Origin of the sequence: Clostridium sp. AM49-4BH (assembly GCF_003478335.1) — a bacterium.
Lineage (GTDB): Bacteria > Bacillota > Clostridia > Lachnospirales > Lachnospiraceae > Butyribacter.
On the sequence record NZ_QUFB01000050.1, the window covers coordinates 1 to 20,623 of the forward strand.

At 39.6% G+C, this 20,623-nt stretch carries 21 protein-coding genes; 10 read left to right on the forward strand and 11 right to left on the reverse strand.

The window, feature by feature from the left end:
* The first annotated feature begins 398 nt into the window (after positions 1–398).
* Positions 399–2,786, forward strand: coding sequence for a phosphoketolase family protein (locus tag DW981_RS11995; protein ID WP_118507881.1), 2,388 nt, complete (start codon positions 399–401; stop codon positions 2,784–2,786).
* 99 nt (positions 2,787–2,885) lie between these two features.
* Here DW981_RS11995 and DW981_RS12000 read toward each other — a convergent pair whose 3' ends face one another.
* From DW981_RS12000 to DW981_RS12010, 3 genes are all read right to left on the reverse strand, one after another.
* On the reverse strand, positions 2,886–3,788 hold the full coding sequence (locus DW981_RS12000; protein ID WP_118507882.1) for a LysR family transcriptional regulator: 903 nt from the start codon (positions 3,786–3,788) through the stop codon (positions 2,886–2,888).
* 56 nt (positions 3,789–3,844) lie between these two features.
* Positions 3,845–4,222 carry a DUF6120 family protein gene (locus tag DW981_RS12005; RefSeq protein WP_118507883.1) on the reverse strand — a complete coding sequence of 126 codons (378 nt, stop codon included), beginning with the start codon at positions 4,220–4,222 and terminating at the stop codon, positions 3,845–3,847.
* 635 nt (positions 4,223–4,857) lie between these two features.
* A complete protein-coding gene (locus DW981_RS12010) occupies positions 4,858–5,220 on the reverse strand; it encodes a PadR family transcriptional regulator (RefSeq protein ID WP_118507884.1) in 363 nt (120 codons plus the stop codon).
* A gap of 384 nt (positions 5,221–5,604) precedes the next feature.
* On the opposite strand from DW981_RS12010, the gene DW981_RS12015 reads away from it, so the two are divergent.
* The 3 genes from DW981_RS12015 (at position 5,605) to DW981_RS12025 (ending at position 7,086) form a co-directional block, all read left to right on the forward strand.
* Complete coding sequence (locus tag DW981_RS12015; RefSeq protein ID WP_118507885.1) at positions 5,605–5,946, forward strand: hypothetical protein; 342 nt, start codon at positions 5,605–5,607, stop codon at positions 5,944–5,946.
* Between the two features lie 8 nt (positions 5,947–5,954).
* Positions 5,955–6,257: a matrixin family metalloprotease gene (locus DW981_RS12020; RefSeq protein WP_118507886.1), complete on the forward strand. Its 303-nt coding sequence runs from the start codon at positions 5,955–5,957 to the stop codon at positions 6,255–6,257.
* Between the two features lie 76 nt (positions 6,258–6,333).
* On the forward strand, positions 6,334–7,086 hold the full coding sequence (locus DW981_RS12025) for a hypothetical protein (RefSeq protein ID WP_022025356.1): 753 nt from the start codon (positions 6,334–6,336) through the stop codon (positions 7,084–7,086).
* Positions 7,087–7,094: 8 nt separating this feature from the next.
* Here the strand turns inward: DW981_RS12025 and DW981_RS12030 are convergent, their stop codons facing one another.
* The 3 genes from DW981_RS12030 to DW981_RS12040 all read right to left on the reverse strand — a co-directional run bounded on the left by DW981_RS12030 (position 7,095) and on the right by DW981_RS12040 (position 12,018).
* A complete protein-coding gene (locus DW981_RS12030; protein ID WP_118507887.1) occupies positions 7,095–9,650 on the reverse strand; it encodes a YfhO family protein in 2,556 nt (851 codons plus the stop codon).
* A 47-nt stretch (positions 9,651–9,697) separates the two neighbouring features.
* Positions 9,698–10,567, reverse strand: coding sequence for a methylenetetrahydrofolate reductase [NAD(P)H] (gene metF, locus DW981_RS12035; RefSeq protein WP_118507888.1), 870 nt, complete (start codon positions 10,565–10,567; stop codon positions 9,698–9,700).
* 149 nt (positions 10,568–10,716) lie between these two features.
* Positions 10,717–12,018 carry a diguanylate cyclase gene (locus tag DW981_RS12040; RefSeq protein WP_022025353.1) on the reverse strand — a complete coding sequence of 434 codons (1,302 nt, stop codon included), beginning with the start codon at positions 12,016–12,018 and terminating at the stop codon, positions 10,717–10,719.
* A gap of 382 nt (positions 12,019–12,400) precedes the next feature.
* Between DW981_RS12040 and DW981_RS12045 the strand changes: the two genes are divergently transcribed.
* On the forward strand, positions 12,401–13,021 hold the full coding sequence (locus tag DW981_RS12045) for a methylated-DNA--[protein]-cysteine S-methyltransferase (RefSeq protein ID WP_118507890.1): 621 nt from the start codon (positions 12,401–12,403) through the stop codon (positions 13,019–13,021).
* An 81-nt stretch (positions 13,022–13,102) separates the two neighbouring features.
* On the opposite strand, the gene DW981_RS12050 is transcribed toward DW981_RS12045, so the two are convergent.
* Complete coding sequence (locus DW981_RS12050) at positions 13,103–13,924, reverse strand: RNA methyltransferase (RefSeq protein WP_118507891.1); 822 nt, start codon at positions 13,922–13,924, stop codon at positions 13,103–13,105.
* A 5-nt stretch (positions 13,925–13,929) separates the two neighbouring features.
* Positions 13,930–14,166 carry a purine biosynthesis protein PurH gene (locus DW981_RS12055; RefSeq protein WP_118507892.1) on the reverse strand — a complete coding sequence of 79 codons (237 nt, stop codon included), beginning with the start codon at positions 14,164–14,166 and terminating at the stop codon, positions 13,930–13,932.
* A gap of 261 nt (positions 14,167–14,427) precedes the next feature.
* Here DW981_RS12055 and DW981_RS12060 point away from each other — a divergent pair, with 261 nt between their 5' ends.
* The 5 genes from DW981_RS12060 to DW981_RS15395 all read left to right on the forward strand — a co-directional run bounded on the left by DW981_RS12060 (position 14,428) and on the right by DW981_RS15395 (position 18,226).
* Positions 14,428–14,847 carry a MarR family transcriptional regulator gene (locus DW981_RS12060; protein ID WP_118507893.1) on the forward strand — a complete coding sequence of 140 codons (420 nt, stop codon included), beginning with the start codon at positions 14,428–14,430 and terminating at the stop codon, positions 14,845–14,847.
* 76 nt (positions 14,848–14,923) lie between these two features.
* On the forward strand, positions 14,924–15,781 hold the full coding sequence (locus DW981_RS12065; RefSeq protein WP_243034746.1) for a DUF6198 family protein: 858 nt from the start codon (positions 14,924–14,926) through the stop codon (positions 15,779–15,781).
* Positions 15,782–16,240: 459 nt separating this feature from the next.
* Entirely contained in the window at positions 16,241–16,777 is a 537-nt protein-coding gene (locus tag DW981_RS12070; protein WP_182434266.1) for an RNA polymerase sigma factor, read from the forward strand.
* Positions 16,774–17,796, forward strand: coding sequence for a hypothetical protein (locus DW981_RS12075; RefSeq protein ID WP_118507895.1), 1,023 nt, complete (start codon positions 16,774–16,776; stop codon positions 17,794–17,796). The genes DW981_RS12070 and DW981_RS12075 overlap by 4 nt, the downstream gene beginning before the upstream one ends.
* A 109-nt stretch (positions 17,797–17,905) precedes the next feature.
* Complete coding sequence (locus DW981_RS15395; protein ID WP_207664003.1) at positions 17,906–18,226, forward strand: hypothetical protein; 321 nt, start codon at positions 17,906–17,908, stop codon at positions 18,224–18,226.
* On the opposite strand, the gene rhuM is transcribed toward DW981_RS15395, so the two are convergent.
* The 3 genes from rhuM to DW981_RS12090 all read right to left on the reverse strand — a co-directional run bounded on the left by rhuM (position 18,219) and on the right by DW981_RS12090 (position 20,121).
* Positions 18,219–18,890, reverse strand: coding sequence for a RhuM family protein (rhuM, locus tag DW981_RS12085; RefSeq protein ID WP_347474574.1), 672 nt, complete (start codon positions 18,888–18,890; stop codon positions 18,219–18,221). The genes DW981_RS15395 and rhuM overlap by 8 nt on opposite strands.
* Before the next feature lie 59 nt (positions 18,891–18,949).
* Entirely contained in the window at positions 18,950–19,117 is a 168-nt protein-coding gene (locus DW981_RS15195) for a hypothetical protein (RefSeq protein ID WP_022025343.1), read from the reverse strand.
* Between the two features lie 215 nt (positions 19,118–19,332).
* Positions 19,333–20,121 carry a hypothetical protein gene (locus DW981_RS12090; protein WP_118507896.1) on the reverse strand — a complete coding sequence of 263 codons (789 nt, stop codon included), beginning with the start codon at positions 20,119–20,121 and terminating at the stop codon, positions 19,333–19,335.
* Positions 20,122–20,623 lie beyond the last annotated feature (502 nt).

Below are 20,623 nucleotides of genomic sequence, written 5' to 3' on the forward strand. Positions count from 1 at the left end.
GTAGCGAAAGCGTCCCGTCCAAAAATGGATGATACCTTGCTAAACCGGGACATCTCAGACATTCCTTCAGGCATGTATTCATCAGAGACTTAACAAAATAAGAAATCACGTAAAAACTCTGCGTTCTTCGGCAATTGTCTTAGTTTTTTTGATGGCAGGATAATTTACTTTATCGGTTGCAAAATAGCTATTGTTTTACTGACATAATAAGCAATATGTGGTTGTGTGGGATAATGAGGTATGGGAAGTTTGAAGATATTATTTAACAGCATTTTTATCCATCAATTTTTGATATGAATAGAATCGAAAGAATTGATTGAACAGATGGTATGAATTGTGTTAATATAGTATCGTTGGAAAATAAATTATTCATTACAAACGAATTTAGGAGGTTACAAATGTCAGAGAATACTTGTCTCGAGAAGCAGCCGCTTTCTCAGGAAATGCTTGACAAAATGGACGCATATTGGCGTGCCGCAAACTATTTATCTGCCGGTCAGCTCTATCTTTTGGACAACCCATTGTTAAAAGAGCCTTTGACCATGGATCAAATTAAGAAAAAAATCGTAGGTCACTGGGGAACTGTTCCAGGACAGAACTTCGTATATGTACACTGCAACCGTGTTATCAAACGTTATGATCTTGATATGATCTTACTTTCCGGTCCGGGACACGGTGGAAACTTCATGATCGCTAACACATATCTCGAGGGATCCTACAGCGAGATCTATCCTAATATCAGCCAGGACGAAGAGGGTATGAAGAAAATGTTCAAACAGTTCTCATTCCCATGTGGAGTACCTAGTCACTGTGCACCAGAGACTCCTGGTTCTATCAACGAGGGTGGTGAGCTTGGTTATTCTATCGCTCATGCTTTCGGTGCTGTATTTGATAACCCAGACTTGATTGCTACTGTTATCGTTGGTGACGGTGAGGCAGAGACTGGACCACTTGCTACTTCTTGGCAGTCCAACAAGTTCTTAAATCCTATTACCGATGGTGCTGTTCTTCCTGTTTTGAACTTGAACGGTTATAAGATCAGCAACCCTACTATCTTCTCACGTATTCCTCGTGAAGAGATCGAGAGCTATTTCGTTGGTTGTGGTTGGGAGCCAATCTTCGTTGAAGGTGACGATCCAATGACAATGCACAAATTAATGGCTGAGGCTATGGATGAGGCAATTGAAAAGATCAAAGCTATCCAGGAAAATGCACGTAAGAATAATGATCCGGAGCGTCCTAAGTGGCCAATGATCGTTCTTCGTACACCAAAGGGATGGACTGGTCCTAAGGTTGTAGACGGACAGCAGATCGAGGGATCTTTCCGTGCGCATCAGGTGCCGATCACAATGGAAAAACCAGAAGAGCATTTACCACTTCTTCAGGCTTGGTTAGAAAGCTACCATGCAGAGGAGTTGTTCGATGAGAAGGGTCGCTTGATCCCAGAGCTCGCAGAACTTGCTCCAAAGGGAGATGCACGTCTTGGTGCAAACCCTCACGCAAATGGTGGATTGTTATTAAAAGACCTTCGTCTTCCAGACTTCCGTACTTATGGTATCGAAGTTGATCCTGGTAAGACAAAAGCACAGGATATGATCGAACTTGGTGGATATATCCGTGACATTTTTGTATTAAATAAAGAAAATCAGAACTTCCGTATCTTCGGACCGGACGAGAGTATGTCCAACCGTTTATACAAAGTATTTGAAGCAGAGAACAGAGATTGGAACGCTGAATTACTGGACACAGATGACTGCTTATCCAGAGGCGGACGTATCATGGACGGTATGTTGAGTGAGCATATGTGCGAGGGATGGCTCGAGGGTTATCTTCTCACAGGTCGTCACGGTTTCTTCGCTAGTTACGAAGCATTTATCCGTGTCGTAGATTCCATGGCTGCACAGCATGCAAAATGGTTGAAAGTATGTAACCAGCTTACTTGGAGACGTCCTATCGCTTCCTTGAACTTCATCCTGACTTCTAACGTATGGCAGCAGGATCACAACGGATTTACACATCAGGATCCGGGATTCTTAGATCATATTGCTAACAAGAAAGCAGACGTTGTTCGTATGTATCTCCCACCAGATACTAACTGCTTGCTTTCCTGCTTCGATCACTGCGTAAAGAGCAAAAACTATGTAAACGCAATCGTTGCTTCTAAGCATCCAAGTTATCAGTGGTTAAGCATGGAACAGGCTGTTAAGCACTGCACACAGGGTGTTGGCATCTGGGAGTGGGCAAGTAACGACGAAGGCGAAGAGCCGGATATCGTTATGGCATGCTGTGGTGATACTCCAACACTTGAGACCATGGCAGCAGTTACCATCCTTCGTGATGAGCTTCCAGAACTTAAGATTCGTGTTGTCAATGTCGTTGACTTGTTCAAACTTGAGTCTAACCACAAACATCCACACGGTCTTAGCGACAGTGAGTACAATGCAATCTTTACAACAGACAAGCCGGTAATCTTTGCATTCCATGGTTACCCAACATTGATTCACGAGCTCACTTATCGTCGTGACAACCAGAACGTATCTGTTCATGGTTATCAGGAAGAGGGTACGATCACTACTCCATTCGATATGAGAGTCCAGAACGAGATCGATCGTTTCAACTTGGTAAAAGATGCGATCATGCATTTACCACAGTTAGCAAACCGTGGTTCCTACCTCATCCAGAAGATGAACGACAAGCTTGTTGAGCATAAGCAGTATATCGCTGAGTATGGTCAGGATCTTGAAGAAGTTCGCGATTGGGAATGGCACACTCCAGAGGATAAATAATCCTTTGCGATACGCAGCCAATTTCGTTAAGAAAACAACGCCCCTGCAGGAGTTTTGCTCTTGCAAGGGCGTTTTCTTATAGAATAGGAAAATGCTGTTTTATAATTGACTGAAATGTTCCAACATAAATTTTCGAAATGTCGTTGCCGCAATACTTTGAGGATACTCTGTATCATATACAAGGGAAATACGACGATGCGGCATTTCATCCGGAAAGTGAATCTGAAAGACGCTTCCCATATCCAATGCTCCTCGCACAAACTCCGGTGGCAAAAAGCCAATACCCAAATTGTGTTCAATCGCAGGCAGGATCAAATCTGTCGTAGCCAGCTCGATCGCAGGCGCAAATGGCAGCCCACGCTCCGCAAAATATGTATTCAAAAAGTTACGGGTAATCGTCCCCGTCATTAAGCTTACCCACGGATAACGACATAATTCCGGCAAAGAAGTTGTCTTTCCTTTCAGATGACTGTACTTTGTACCGCCGATCAAAATATCTGTATAGGAATGCACTGTATGTACGATCAACGGATCCTCCATGGCAAACGGTATTGACGAGATCATTGCCATATCAACCTGTCCCTGTTTTAACGAGATGACAGATTCTCTGGAACTATTGTTTAATATACGAAATGTAACTTTTGGATGAAGTTCACTAAATGCTTCCATCGCCTGAAGCAGGCAGCAGTGTAACGCCGTCTCTGTTGCACTGATCGTAATGGAACCGCCATCTAATGACCGTAAATTGCTAAGATTCTGCTCTCCCTTAAAAAACTGCGCACAGCCTGCAGATATATATTGATAAAAGGTATTTCCTTCGGAAGTTAATTCCATCCCCGATTTACTACGAACGAACAATCTGCATCCCAACATATCCTCCAGCTTATGAATCGTTCTTGTCACCGCCGGTTGGCTGGTCTGCAAAGCGGCTGCCGCTTTTGTCAAGTTTCCATATTTTGCCACATAATAAAAAATGCGATAATATTCAAAATTTGAATTCATGGTATACCTCTCTAAAACACTAGGATATTTAAATACTTAATGTAAATATCCTCTGCTCACTCAATAACCTCTTCTTCAAAATAAATCTGTTCGGATTCTAAAACCTTATACTCTCGATATATAATGCCCACTAATGTTAATGACGTAACAATAATTACGATCAATATACCTACAAGAATACGTTTTATCCATCTTGATTTTACGATCTTATTTGAAATTTCATCAATATCCATACCAGTCAAATAATTATTGACAACATCATTTGGTTTACCGAATTGTCGGCATAGTTCATCAATATCCTGAATATCATTCTCCTCACAATATACCCATACATTATTCGAAAACCAAGATAAATATTTACGTTCACCCCGACCACGAAATGGATAGATTGCTTTAATCTCTGAAATATATCTGCGAACAATCCTCTTATTCACTTTTATCCACCTTCCCCTTCAATGTAATATTAATTTTACCAATTCATAAGAAAAACTTCGCACAGCCGAAGCTGCTATCGGCTCACATATTGCTTATTATGTCTGCAATAAATGTGATATTTTGCAGGCGACAAGTTAACTTACTCTGTCGGCAGCGAACTAAGATAATTGCCGCAGATCGCAGAGTTTTTGTGTGATTTCTTATTTTGTTAAGTCTCTGATGAATACATGCCCGAAGGAGTGTCTGAGATGTCCCGGTTTAGCAGGGTATCATCCATTTTTGGACGGGACGCTTTCGCTACGATGCGCTACGTCACGTTACTTAATGTCTCTGGAATACGAGACATAAGTAACGACGAGCGCAAAGTCCCTTTCAAAAATGATGAATACCTTGCTTCCGGGACTTCGAGTTTCCGAAGGGCATGCAAATCAATCATTAGAGACAACAAAATCTAGAAATCACCTAAAATGAAAATGCGGAAAGGCAATTACTATAGTTCTCTGCCGGCAGAAATCGCTATGTTGTGGCTGCAAAATACTAAATATTCTTTGACATAATAAGCAATATGTGACGATATGATGATATTGGCTATGCGAAGTTTGCGTTCATAAGATAAATTTACCAATAACGAACCTCATTTTTCGTTCGAAGTGCGTGTGATGATCTTACCTATTGCCCCTGTAATACTATAGTATTCATCTAACAGCCGATCCAGATATTCCAAACCACTTTCTGTAATTGAATAATATACACGCGTTCGTTTCACTCCAACCTTGATCTGTTCATACTCTAAATAGCCTTTCTCATTCAGCCGATATAATGTTGGATACATAGTTGCCTCATTAAGTTTATATCCCCCCTCACTATACTCTAAAAGTTCATTGGCAAGCTGATAGCCATACTTCTTCTCTGAACGCAGAAGTAACAACAATACCAGCTCAATTGTCCCATTTTTGATGTTACCTTTTGTTACTTTTGGTTCTTTCTTTTCTGCCATATTCTCACACCTTTAAGGTTATTAGCTCATGTTTAGCCTGTTTCAGCCAATTACGGCTGTCTATTGTTAGTATACAGATTTTTTTATGTACTGTCAATCGATGCATTAACGTTTAATACTTTACAAAGTAAATTACTTATTGACAGACTTATAACATAAAGATATAATGTTATACATCGAAAGGAGGGTGGAAAATAATGAAGAATACAATAATATCTATATCTCAATTGTCAATTATAATCTCACCAAAAAATGTTCTTGTTCCACGACGGGCAAGCCCATCATAAGCAGAACAAAAACATAACAAAAAATCCAAAAATCATTATACCATACAATCTCAAAATGGTATAGTAAAAATTCTTTACAAGTAAGGAGGAGAACATAATGAAACAAAAACGGTACAAAAAATTTAAAAAATTTCTTATTGGCATTGTATTAATTAGTGGAATTCTTTGCAGTAATCAACAAAACGCACAAGCAAAAGATGGATATATATGCAAACATGGTCTTCATACGTTTGGTGATCATACAATAAATGGAGGGGTAGGCAATTATGGATATACCAATCGTTATTACTGGATTCATAATGCGTTCTCGAGTACCTATGAAGCTTATATAAAAAAGGCTGTTTCACAGTGGGTACATACAACAGATTCCTTAGGAGTAACAACACCAATATCAATAAAAAAAACATCAACCGTTCAAAATCAGTATTCGATTTTCTAAAGGGCACCTTGGATGTTGGCGTTCTTGGTCAAACATCTTTTTATAAACACGGTGGAACTTTGTTGAAACTTAACAAAAAAGGAGCGCTTAGCAAAAACTATAGTTATGCTTATATAAAGCTAGATACCTCAACCTTGAACTCTATTCCCGCTGCACAACGGCAAGCTACTTGTGCTCATGAATTAGGTCACGCAATGGGGTTGTCGCATCATATGATCAGCAGCAGTATTATGTGCCAATACGGTGATGGAAGAAATGCTAAGCGAGCTTCTAAAAATGACTTAAAGGCGATAAATCATTTATATAAATAGTATAATTAATAGTATAAATTTTAAAAATATTAGAAAATATTATTATATGATCTAGAATCATAGGAAGGTGGTCAAAATGAAAAAAATTTATTTTGCAACAGGCGTTTTATTAATCAGTATGTGTATGCTATTAGCATGTGAAAACAAGAACGCATCCCAAGGTGACAGTAAAAAAGCAGAGCAGTCAAAACAAGCAACTGAAGCTCCCAAAGATGCAAAAGTTGCCACCGCAGAAAATGGCAAACATACTGAAAGTAATGACGTAACCGTTGATGTCCAAAAATATCATAATACTGAAAAAATTGTTTCCGAAAACGACTATGCGATATCCTCCGATCTGCAGGACATGAGCGAAGAAGCCCAAGAAATCGTTGAAGCAAAAATACGCACTTTTCAGTATGTTGTTATTGATGGGGATGCTTGGACAAAAATTGAACTGGACATTCAAAACAGTCTGTCTGGGACCTTGAAAAAAGGCGATTCCATTACTTTATATCAGTCTGGCGGTTATGTCCCTTTGACAGATCACATTGCATATTATAAGGATGCATTCCGATACAAAGAATGGTCCAAAGAGAAAATAAACGACACTATTTTGCAGGAAACCATTAATGGCGAAGGCGAACCTGTAGTAGGTACAGAAGCAATATACTACTTAACCAAATTTAAGAAAGATGGAATCCTAAATGGCAATTATGGTCGAGTGTGTGGCAAATATGCCCAGTTAAATAAAATTAACGATAATTCGTATAAACATGAGCAAATGAGTGGCAGCAACAGCTCCGAAAAAGTGACCATTTCAGACATTAAGAAAGAACTCCACGAATAGCAGCCAACTCATCGTCTGCTCAAAATCTTCGGGTAACATAAATACAATATCGCAGCAAAAAGACCAATGACAGCAATCAGAATACCGAGCTTAAAGCCTGGGGAAACATATCGAAATTCAACGGTGTGTTTCCCCGGACTGCATTTAAATTGCATAAACGTATCGGCATATGTTGTATAGTTGACTTTTTTACCATCGACGAGAATAGTCCATCCCTTATCATAAGGAATGGAGGTCATAACTGCCTGCTGATCGTCAGCCAAAGTGATGAAACCGGTAATTTTGCCGTGGCTGTGAGACTTGACCTGAAGCGCATTCCCAGCTAACGATTGCATCGTTTCTCTAACAGTTGCCATATCTAATTGGACAATTTCGGCATAAGACGGTCCATACGTATTGCCATCATCTGTTGTTACCACCTGAACCGTTACCGTTTCGTTTTGTTTGAAATTGCCCAGATACAAAATACAGTTGGTTTCATTGGAAAAATAATCTCCAATATAAGTCCCGTTCACATAGACATTGGCATAAGGCGAATTACCCTCCATATACAAATACATAGGGTTATTTGAAGCAGCAGTTATCTGATAGGTCCATGTATTCGCAGCTTCCTGTGAGTATGTAACATTGCAATTCCAAAAATAATTTTTATGTTTGCCGGTAATTCCTGTTACGAAGGAATTTTCATTGCTAAATACACTCTGTTGTGCGATATTATCCGCTTTGCGCAGATCAGATACCGCATAAGCAAAAGGAAGTGCCATATTATTTTGATAAGAAGCGGCCATGTCGTTTAACGTGTTATCCTTACTGTCTATAGTTGCATATACTGCAGACAGATCACGCCGTGAAAGAACGTATTTACATCCAAACAAGCTGTCAGTCAGAGGCGTGGAACCATAGCCTGAATTCCAAAAATAAGATTGTGCCAATCCTAAAGTTTTTGTCAATTTGTTGACATGAACATTAAACGCAGAGGAGTAATGTGTCATACCGTTATAACCGAGCAGCATCGCATCGTTTTTAGAAAATTCATAGGTCTGGTTAATACGGTACAAATCTTTATCTTGTTTCTGAATCTTTTGCACCAATGTTTGTGTTTCTTTGATAAATTTCGTATATTCTGCCATTTCGGTATAACCAAACTCCTTGTCCAGACCGTCGAACATTTTGCGGCCGTTACCGGTCATATCAATGATCGTGCCAAGCAGGCAAAGGGTAATCGCTGCCGATAATACATATTTTTTATGAACAAGCTGCGTGATTACCATAATACTCCGCAACGCCATATAAATCAGCGTAAAGCTGCACAAAAAAGCATAGCGATATGGAAACCAGTTTGGATACTGGAAGCCATGCCACACTTTGTCCAAAGGAATATAATAGAAACTGATCGCAAATAATATCAGCATTGCTGCCATTCCAATTTTTTCCCGCAATTTTATCTGCCGCAGCAAAAAATATATCACAGCGAGCAGCAAAAGCAACAGTCCCGGATAGATCGAAGGAAGCCCGCTATTGGTAATGCTGTCGTATTTACCGGGAAGCAATTTTGTGAAAAGATTCTTGAATACAAAATTCGTAGATTGCTGTGGTTCATAACCGGTAAATCCAGAGTCCAATTTTCCGGACATGAGTGCTTTGAGAGCCGGCAATAAAATAGGCGCTGTCATAGCAACTGCGAGCAAAGCAGCAATTACAAAATGCAGTAAGCGTTTCCAATGTTCTTTATTAGAGTAAACCTCACTAATTGTGGAATGACCCGAAACGTGTTGACGACTTGAGCGAGCGTTGTAATCACGAATCCACATGATCAGAAAATATAGACCGGTAAAAATACCGACCATATATCCCGTATAATAATTACTCATACACAAAAGTGCATAGCAAATAATGAAACAGATACCACGTTTCCCATCCAATATTTTTTCTGCTCCCAGCAATACTAGCGGGAGAAAAATAACGCCATCGAGCCACATAATACTAAGAGAATATACCATAGTGTAAGACATAAAAGCATACCCGATCGCAGGGAGCAACAGCGCAAAATATCGCTGGCCATTGTATTTTCGGCGCAGATAATTCGCATAAATCACAAAAGTCAGTGAACACAGTCCTATTTTTAGGACAGTAATAATTTCAATAGCCACCGGCATTTTGCTGACTGGAAATAGTAACGTCAAAAACGAGAGCGGACTGGAAATATAAAAAGCGAATACTCCCATGTAATTGCCGCCCATAGAGCGTGCCCAAGAGAAAAATAAAGAATTATCACCATGTATCATACTACGCAGAGAAGCCAAAAATTCCACATTCTGATCGCGCATATCCATGATCAGCATTGACTTCGTACCAAACGGATAAAAATGATTTGCTTTTAGGATGAATAGCATCATCAGTTCGGCAAGAAGAAATGCCGCACTATAAAGTAATACGGATTTACTGCGTGCAGAAACTTTAGAGGTTTGTTCGTCCTCTGCAGAATATTTGGAAGCATTATTGCTCATTTTAGTATGGTTCTTTTTATGATATGTGGATATTGTTTTCTTTTTTGCTTTATGCATAATAACCCTACACTCCTTTTTTCAGCTCTATCCTATCGTTCAACACATCAATGCAAAATTGCCGACAAATTATTCATAATACCGGCCGCAACTTCCGGGTCGTTCATGGTATAAACATGAATATGTGAAATGCCGTTAGCGATCAAATCTATGATCTGATCCGTTGCATAGGCGATACCAGCCTGCTTCATTTTGGCTGGATCATCTCCAAACCAGTCAACGATGGATTTGAATCGCGCAGGAACGCAACTGCCAGACAATTGAATACTGCGTTCCACTTGATTTTTACGCGTAATCGGCATGATCCCTGCAATAACCGGAACCAATACCCCCGCTTCGCGCAGACGATACATATAATTATAAAATATGCTGTTATCAAAAAACATCTGTGTTGTCAAAAATTCACAGCCTGCGTCTACCTTCTCTTTAATATGTTGAATGTCCTGTGCTTTGCTAACCGCCTCCGGATGTCCTTCCGGATAACAAGCGCCGCCAATACACATTTCCGGTGCAATTTGTTTGATATAACGCACTAATTCAACTGCATAATGAAATTGATCAGGCAATGGGAATTCAGCGTCTGCCGGAATGTCTCCTCGAAGTGCCAATACATTTTCAATCCCGGCCTCCTGCATACACTCCAACTGTTTTTTTACAGTTTCTTTAGTAGAGGAAACGCAGGTTAAGTGTGCCATAGATGGCACATTGTATTCCGCTTTAATATCTTTTGCAATCTGCACTGTATAAGCACTTGTGCCACCCCCGGCTCCATAAGTAACACTCATAAAATCCGGTTGAAGTGCTGCAATTTCTCTTACAGATCTGCTTACTTGTTCTACTGCTGTATCCTTTTTAGGTGGAAAAACCTCTAATGATAATGTCACTTTGTCTTCCTGCAATAATTGTGTAATCTTCATTTGCTCCTCCTGTTATTTCTCTCCATGTTGTTTGCGGTATGCATGATCAGCATAACCATTTTGGACAGCTCAATCCCTCATGATCATCACAGGCATTTTAGGCAGCTCAACCTCTCATGATCATCACGGTCATTTTTGACATCCAAGATTCAACACCGAATCTGATCGCGTCCATTTTCTTTTGCTTCGTATAGTTTTTGATCTGCGCAACGAAGAATATCGTCAATTTCATCTTCTGCTTTTACAGAAACAAGACCCATGCTCATTGTCACTCGAATCTGCTGCTCCTGATATGTAATCGTTTGATTACGAAGCGTATCCAATATGCTTTGCAATATGTGTTCAGCCTGCTCTATTGTGTGACTTTCTATAACGATCAAAAACTCTTCTCCACCCCAGCGGCACACAAAACCATTTGCTAATAATTGTTCCTTTAAGACTCTGGCAACGTGAATAAGCACTTCATCACCAGCTTCATGCCCATAATTATCATTTACTTTCTTGAAAAAGTCGATGTCTCCAATTGCCACACAATACTTTATGCCGCTTATCTGCATTTGCGCTTTCATTTTAAGTAAATTTTTGTCGCCATAACGACGATTGTATAATTGTGTCATTTCGTCATATTCCACCTGCCGGCGAATAGACTCCTGCATCTTTTTGCCGCTGCGCGCCAGATCGCCGATTTCATCTTCTACTTTAAGCAAACCTGCCGGCATCTCTGCTTCAAAATCATCTTTGGTCAACTTTTTCATAAACTGCTGCAATATGCGTATTCGTTTTGTCAATATGCGTGTATACGAAATGCTGATCGCACCGATCACAAAGATTGCGGCGATACTCAATAGCAAAATCGGGCGAACTGCCATCCGAATATTTTTTTCAATATCGGTTGCTTTCCTGCATACGCCTACCATTCCAAAGCAGGTGCCATCTTCCAAAAAAATCGGCTCATAGTAAGCAAAATACCGCTCATCTCCTACATTTGTCGTACTGCGATAAAAATGCGCTTTTTTCTTTTTCAAAACATCTTTCGTAATCACCGAAGAAACTGCTGTATTGATAAATAAACGTCCTTTGCTATCCCGAAGCGTTGTCTGCAAACGTACATCCTGACAAAAAAGTGTCACTTCCACACCCATAATTTCTTTCATGTTATCAATAAATTCCGTGTCTTTTGTAATATCTTTTCCGCCTTTATAAATATGATAATTTCCTTTTACATCTTTATTCAACGAAAACTCACCTGGATAATTCTCGTCTAATATTTTTAAGATCAGTTTCGTCTGCTGCGTCATCTCTTTTCGAACATGACCTTCCATTTTGTCAGAAAATGTTTGCATGCTGACCACCATCAACACAATACCCAGCACCAAAATCGGCAGCACCGCCAACGCAAGCATTTTATCTCCCAAACCATTTCCTCTAAACTCTCTCTTTGGTATCTCCATAGCCATCCTCATTTCTGTTTGCTAAACTTTAAGGATCCATATCCCCCTATTTGCTGTGCACGCTTTTTTTGCACCTATCGGAGTTTCAAAGAAACTCCTAAGATAAACTCGTCAGAGTTTATTATATCATATAACCACACTTCTTTCAGAGCTTTTTCTCGCATTACATCCTATTTCCCAACAAATATTTTCCATTTTAGTAGTGTCTTTTTACCCAATTTTCCTTATAATATATCCATATATACAACTCTAAGATCTGTACAACGCAAACTTCCCACACAGTGGCTGTTCACTAAAGCCACATAATAAGTATTACGGGACACGGAAATGTAAATTGATGTGTGAATTTCGTTAGGAATATTTTTTGAAGGAGGTATGAGTCATGAAGACTCGTGAAGAGGTTTTAGCATATGGGTTATCCTTTCCTTATACGTATCAGGATGCCCCATTTCGCGATACCAACTGGCAGTTGGTTCGAGTTCACGGCAGCAAAAAAGCGTTTCTGTGGACTTATGAAAAGGACAGGCAAATACAGATCAATATCAAAGTCGATCCGGAATGGCGCGACTTTTGGCGCAATGCCTACGATGCTGTACTGCCCGGTTACCACCAAAACAAAGAGCATTGGAATACGGTTATCTTAGATGGTTCTGTTCCAGATGACACGCTCAAACAAATGATTACCGAAAGTTATGATCTGGTAGCTGACAGTCCGACCAAACGAATCTACGATGCTGTCAAGCAAATCCCACGAGGAAAGGTCGCAACCTACGGAAAAGTTGCGGAGCTTGCCGGCAATCCACGCATGGCACGTGCAGTCGGCAATGCGCTGCACCACAATCCGGATCCGGAGCATATTCCGTGTTACCGTGTCGTAAATTCAAAAGGGGAATTAGCCGGAGAATTTGCATTTGGCGGTAAAGATGTGCAGACAAAAATGCTGCAAGCCGACGGCATTGAAGTTGTTGATGGACGTGTTGACCTTGTAAAATATGGAATCTGACAAGCCGTAGACAAAACAAGAGCAAAGCCCACGCTTTGCTCTGCAAGAATCACTTCGTGATTCTTGTTGACATCTTGTATATTATGATTCCCTGCTAAGTTCCCAAAACATAACTGCACTTGCAGCCGCTACATTTAATGAATCCACACCATGTGACATCGGAATCCGTACTGTATAGTCGCATTGCTCGATCGTACTTTTCGCAAGTCCTTCCCCTTCCGTTCCTAAAATAATGGCAAGCTTTTCTTCCTGCCGCAAACTTGGATGATCAATCGAAACAGAATCATCACATAATGCCATTGCTGCAGTTTTGAACCTCAATTGCCGCAAGAGTTCTACATATTGCTCATCATTTGGCAAAAATGTCCACGGAATCTGAAACACAGTTCCCATACTTACTCGAATTGCACGACGATACAGTGGATCACTGCAAGCCGATGTAAGTAGTACAGCATCCATATTCAATGCTGCCGCCGAGCGAAAGATTGCTCCAACATTTGTCGGATTCACAACATTTTCAAGCACAGCGATCCGTCTCGCCTGTCGACAGGCTTCCTCGACAGACGGCAATTCTCCGCGGTACATGGCACACAACATACCGCGCGTGAGCTGAAAGCCGGTGATCTGCGTCAACACTTCAAACGGCGCCGTATACACTGGAATGTCTCCACATCGTTCAATAATTTTGCGCCCTTGTTTGTCAAAGTGCGCATCTTCCATAAGAAGAGAAATCGGTTCGTACCCGGCATCAAGCGCCCTCTCTATCACAATAGGACTCTCCGCAATAAAGATTCCCGGCTGATGCGCCGGGCGAAATTTCAACTGTGCCTCCCGCTCTCTGACATAAATATCCAGCTCCGGATAGGTTATGTTTTGTATTTTGATTCTATTCTGTACTGCCATACAAATTATCTCCCCATATATCCGCACTCCGTTTTCACCGGATGATCTTTTTCTGAAATATATTGCGCGCGAAATGCCATATTGCATTCACGAAGCTCCATTTTTCCTTCGATGTAAGGTTCGTACATTTTTAAAATTCCTGCAGAGCAGCCATCGCATCCACCGGCATCGTCTCCGACAGATTCTTCGATAATAGCCATTCTTTCTTCCTTGGTCGTGTCTTTTATCAACAAACTTTTCATTGCGATTTCTCCCTTCGTTCTTAGGTATTTCATTTACGGACTTACACTATACAAAGCCCGTTTCGCATTAAAATTATCTTAACGGTACCATCCTTTTATGTCAATGCATTGAATCACAAAAACAATTTGACTTTTTGATTTGATATTATTATAATGAAAACTGTTTGAATTATAACTTTTTACGAAAAATGCGGGCCGACTGTGAAAAATACAACTGATACTGTATTTTATTGCAATGAACGCTCAGAAATGGAGGTTAATATGGAACAATCATTTCATCATCAGCTGATGGCAGTTCAATCTTTAGTACAAAAAAAGATTTTAGAGCAGCTTAACGATACCAATCTGACGATTGGACAGCCAAAAGTTTTAGAATATCTGGGGCATCATGACGGCATGAGCCAAAAAGATATCGCACGAGCTTGTCACATTGAACCCGGATCAATGACTTCCATTCTGAATCGAATGGAAGATAAAAACTTGATTGAACGCAAAATGCTTCACGGAAACCGCCGCAGTCTTTATGTATTTCTGACACCTTATGGCAAAGAAATGTGGCAGCGCGTGGAACAGGCATTTGCACAAATTGAGCAGGAAATTTGGAAAGATATCTCTGTCACTGCGCAGAAAGAATTTATGGAAACTTTGCAACAGATTTACAATAATCTGTCAACAAAATAAAAAATGAAAAGAGAAACAATTAACAAAATCCCTTGTTTTAAGGGAAAAAAGACTTGACTATGTAGGGAGGATTATCATGGATAAACTAAAACGTTATATTATATTTTTAATAGGACTTTTTATCAATTCATTGGGCGTAAGTCTAATTACGAAAGCCGCACTTGGCACTTCTCCAATCTCTTCCATTCCCTATGTATTGAGCCTAATTTTTCCTTTTACATTAGGACAATTTACCATCTATTTCAGTGTCCTATTGGTCGTGTTACAGCTGCTTATACTCCGCCGAAAGTTTAAGGCCGAGCATTTGCTGCAAATACCAATCTCTATAGCTTTTGGCTATTTTATTGACCTGACAATGGAAATGTTATCTTTTGTCAATCCGCAACTGTATATTATCAAAATCGCTGCACTTTTGATTGGCTGTGCCATTCTTGGATTTGGTGTGTATACGGAATTATTGGCGAATGTTGCAATGCTGCCCGGCGAATCTTTTGTCCGCGCCGTCGTTGAAGTATGGCATACTGAATTCGGTGTCACTAAAGTTACATTCGATGTATCTATGTCGTTGACCGCTGTAATATTGTCTTTTGTATTTTGCGGACAGCTACAGGGTGTTCGTGAAGGTACGATCATCGCTGCTCTTCTGGTCGGTTTCATCGCCCGTACACTGGGGCGATGGTTAAAACCATTCGAGACGATATTATTCAAAACAACACCAGCCGCAGATTCTGTTTCTGCCGAAACAAACGCTTCATCTATCCCAAATACCGTACAGGTCATTGCAATCGGACGGGAATACGGCAGTGGTGGTCATGATTTGGGACAGGAGCTTGCGAAACGACTTGGCTTTGCCTTTTACGACAAAGATATTATAAAGCTTGCTGCCGGAACTACCGGCTACTCTACGCAATATATTGCAAAAAATAGCTCATGAAGAGAAACTGCGTGCTGCCAACTACCACTATTACACACATCGCATGTGGGGTCATGCCGGCAATTACGATCTCACTCTGGATACAGCAATTGGTATTGATCACATCGAACAGATCGTACGAATAATGTTGTCCAATGAATAACAAACGAATTCATAGTCATTGCGATTACATGTCACCCGATGATTTTGAAAGGCTGTATCAACAAGCAAAATGATTTTATTTCTGCGAATACACAACTGCAAAGTATTTCACTTTATTTCTGCGAATACGCAACCACAACTCTAAAAAAAGTGTCTTTATAAGTAGAGGAAGCAAATTACATTTGATATTGGCTATATTGTGCCGCAGGCGTCACAAAGCAGCTTGATTGCAGATGCTAAAAATGTGAATATAATTCGCATAAATATTTAGCTCGCAATTCCTTCGACGCAAAAATCGTCTGCGGAATGGAGATTTTTATGGAAGAAAAACAGATCATAGCAATGCTATGGAAGCGGGATGAATACGGATTAAAGCTGCTTCAGGAACAATATTCTGCAAAGCTTATGACATTGGCATGCAACTTTGTTTCTGTAGAGGACGCAGAAGAATGTGTAAACGATGTGCTACTTGCAGTATGGCACAGTATCCCACCAAAGAAACCAGATAATTTATTCGCATACACTGCACGAATCTGTCGGAATAAGGCACTAAATAAGATTCGAAGTAAAGAGCGTCAAAAACGCAAAGCGGAAGTCATAGAATTATCTAATGAACTCCAAAATATCATCCCAAATAAAGTGGACGAAGAAAGTTTACTGACGGAATTGATTAATGATTTTCTGGCTGTTGAACAAGCACAAGACCGCTATCTCTTTGTACATCGTTATTGGTTTGGGGAGTCTATTGCTGAATTGTCTGAGCGAACCGGTTATGGAGCGAGTAAAGTCAAAAGCAAATTATTTCGTACCAGGAACCGACTTAAACATTATTTGGAAGGGAGATATCGCCTATGAAGAATAAAAACTATTTTGAGAAGAAGGAGCTTGTGAGTGATAACCAACTTTGTAAAGAGAAGAAGCTTGCGAGAGATAACCAACTTTGTAAAGAGAAGAAACTTGCGAGAGATAACCAAATTCGCAAGAAAAAAGAGCTTGTGAGTGATAAGATATATTTGGAATGTCTTGCCAACATAGAAGACCGTTTTTTATTAGAATCATGGGAAGAGTGTACTTCTAAAAGGAAATCGAAGCATCAATTTTCCAAAGTTGCTGCAGTTATCCTTGTCATTCTATTGGCTATGGGGTCTACCGCATATGCAACACGGAAATATGGAATGTGGATGAGTAAGCATCATTCTAAATACGGGAAATCAGAATACACTATAAATTGGAAAGCACAGGAAGTAGACCCAAATTCCCTTCAAGGCAGTTTTGACAGCATGAAAAAGGCTCTTGTTGAAAAATATCAGCAAGATAACTTGACCGAGGAAATACCGGATTCCGGTGCAATGCCGGGTTATTATGAACAAACTTTTTCATCTACCGAAGATGCCATCGATTTTTCCGGATATAATAAATGGGTAGCCGCCAACTGGAAATATCGCCCCAATGACAAAGTCACGCTCACATTAGAAGCAACTATAGGAGAAAACGACTACACTTTAGATTCTCTTCGCATCGAAACCTCGTACGAAATTGACCACATTCGTCTCCAAGAAAATAAAGAACTATATTTCAAAGGTGGAAATGCAACCCCAGGGCAAATAGGAACTATATCAGATGATGTAACTGCCAAAACGAAGCAGACCAGATTAAAATCAAAGCAGGGTGATGAATGGCTGATTGTCGATAGCAGCAACCTAAACGGTAAGTTCCCTTATTATAACAAATGTGCTTATCTTTTCCATGATGGTGCTTTGTATGATCTGTACATGGTTTGGAACATCAATGGCATGGATAAAAATCAAATTGCAAAGGGCAAAAAAAGAATGGATTCTCTGATGAACGAGTGGATCAACGCTTTTCATTTTTAATTCATTCGATGATCAAGCTATTAAAATTTCATTTGCAACAATATATTTAATGAAATAAGCCGCCTTAAAGATGCATCCTATTCCATCCAAAGTTGGATCGACGGCGAAGATGCTGAAACAGATCATGTTGGGCTATTCCGATACCGAGCAGTATATATATGTCTTGGAAGCGGGACGTATTCTTCGCAAGATCCACTCCATTCCTGCTCCTGCAACACAGGAGGATTGGGAAATCCGTTTTAACCGCATTGTGTGGTGTGCTCAGAAAGCCCCTCTCTTTGCTTCCGGCATTGTGAACGGATACTTTGATGATAACGTACCTATGGGGTTTTGGAGATTGCTTGCACTTTACATTTCAAGCAATACTCTCTCGTCTGTATATTCCTCCATTGTAAAGACGTTTTCACGTTCAATCAAATCCTCTATGTAATCCAAATACCCTGTAATAGCACGTTCCAATTGACGAATCTGTTTTTCGTCCAAATAGTTTTTTTTGCAATCGGTGTATCAGATTTGAGAATACGACCATCGGGAGCATTTTTCCATGTGGTCAAGCCCATATTTTCCGAGTTGTGGTCAGCTTGATTATAGACGATTTCAGCCGCTGTTTTACCGGTAATGGCATAGTGGAATTTATTCTGTATGGTGGCATAAAAATGATATGCGGTATCGGAATCTCTATCATAATCAATGCTGCACCCGGCAAATATATCAGTTATCTGTTGCTGTATTCTACGTTCGCTGGCACGGATGGAACGAACTCTTTCCAGCAATTCACGAAAATAGTCTTTTCCAAAAGCTGTTTTATCCTGCATTGCTCCGTGCTGAGTTGTTATTGCAATTTTTGCAACAATCATTTCCTCATCCAGCTCACCGGATTCAAAAATCTTTGCTAAATGGCGGCTGATCCCTTTTTTTACAAAATCAATCTTATCAAATAGAAAGAAGTAAGAAAGATATTTTTTCGTGGTCATGCTTTCCTCTTTGATGAAATGGTTTTTCAGCAAATACACCGCATGGCAGGTAATAAAGCCCGGTGTGGTAGGAAGTGCGGTCATAAAGCCAAGCAGTCCGTAACAGGTAACAAAATCCATAATGGCATTTTGTTACTGTTCCTTCGTATTCTTTTTATCCATGCACATCAGTCCGAGGTTTACCCCGCCTTTAATACCATCTGCTCCGAATTCTTTAGCGGATTATAAAGAGACACTTTTGCATCCGGTGAAGGTATGATGTACAACGTACCTTCTTTATCTTCCTTCCATTCATATTTGTCATATCGTACCCAATTGGAGCTGGTTTTCTGGAATAGGTTACTCATAAAAGCCTCCAATCTGTCTGTCCCAAAATGTAATCTGTATTATCAAAAATATATTACTACCATACCAAGGCTGTCTTATAAGGTCAAATAGTATTTGCGATTTCTTTCATTTTCTTATTCTTTTTACTCTTTCATCTTGATCAAAAAAATTAAGGAGACTATATCACAACAACACAAAAAATAAAACAAGCTTCAATTACAGATCTCATACCACTTTATAACAAATATTTTTGTACTAGTTGTTCTATAATTTGGGAATTTAACAATGTCTGTTCTGTCTCAAAGGTTGCTATTAGACGTTCCCCTAAATAGATACCGTTTTTTTGATATGACTCTAACTTTTTTACTGCTGTCTTAGCATAATCTGATTTATCCATCATACCTTCATGTTCCCAATAAATTTCCTCCCCTGTTTTCCTTGATAAAAAAGTAAAATCCGGATATACCGTACCATATCCTTTCAGAAATAATGGTTTTTCATATTTATATATAATATTGTTTCGATAAAAATAATCTGCAAGAATTTTCTCTGATTTTGATCTGACTCGCTCCCCTTTTTCTGTAATAATTACTGCCGTTCCCTCATAAAATTCTTTTCCTTGATATGTTTCTCCATCCCACTGTGCCAACTTCTGCTCCCATGTTGGCTCAATGGGCATCACTAGCAATTGTCTTTCCTTATGTAATTTGTCGTAAATTTGCTCAATTTCATCATCAGAATAATCTCGCGTGATCTTCTTAACCTGTTTAAGTCTTATTTCAGCTTTCTTCAAGATTGATTGATTATATTTCTTTTGGGCAAGTTGTCTTACTAACTCCATGTCATTGCTTGAAATATAAGTCCCGTTACGATTTGTCGTGCAATGATAATATCGAATTCTATACTTATCTTTTGATACACGCAAGCATCCATCCGGGGACGACTTCAATTCTTCTTCTGCCTTACTACAAATAGTTTCCAAATACTGTTGTTCCTTTAGTAACATACTCTTTAATCCCTTCATAAATCTACTCCTTCCATATTTCACAATTGACTGCTTTGATGGTTTTGGCGATTCCAGCTTGCTTTTATCGCCTTATTGGGTGACTGCTTTTACGGTTTTGGTGATTTCAGCTTGCTTTTATTACCTTATTGGGTGACTGCTTTTACGGTTTTGGCGATTCCAGCTTGCTTTATCGCCTTATTGGGTGACTGCTTTTACGGTTTTGGCGATTCCAGCTTGCTTTTATTGCCTTATTGGGTGACTGCTTTGATAGTTCCATCATTTTCAGCTTGTCTTTTTAGTTACATCCATCGACAACATCTCTATTATTGGATTTTCCGTGATTTTTAGAGGGAGTAACTAGCATGAAATCCTTGAATTTCCATCCACTGTTTTGTTATTTTTTATAATATGTGCACTCTATAGGTTGAAAAAAAAGAATTCTAGACTTCAAACTTGCAAATGCATCATAAAATTTAACTTTTATAAGAATATCCTTGATTTTCCGTTATATTTCTCTTTT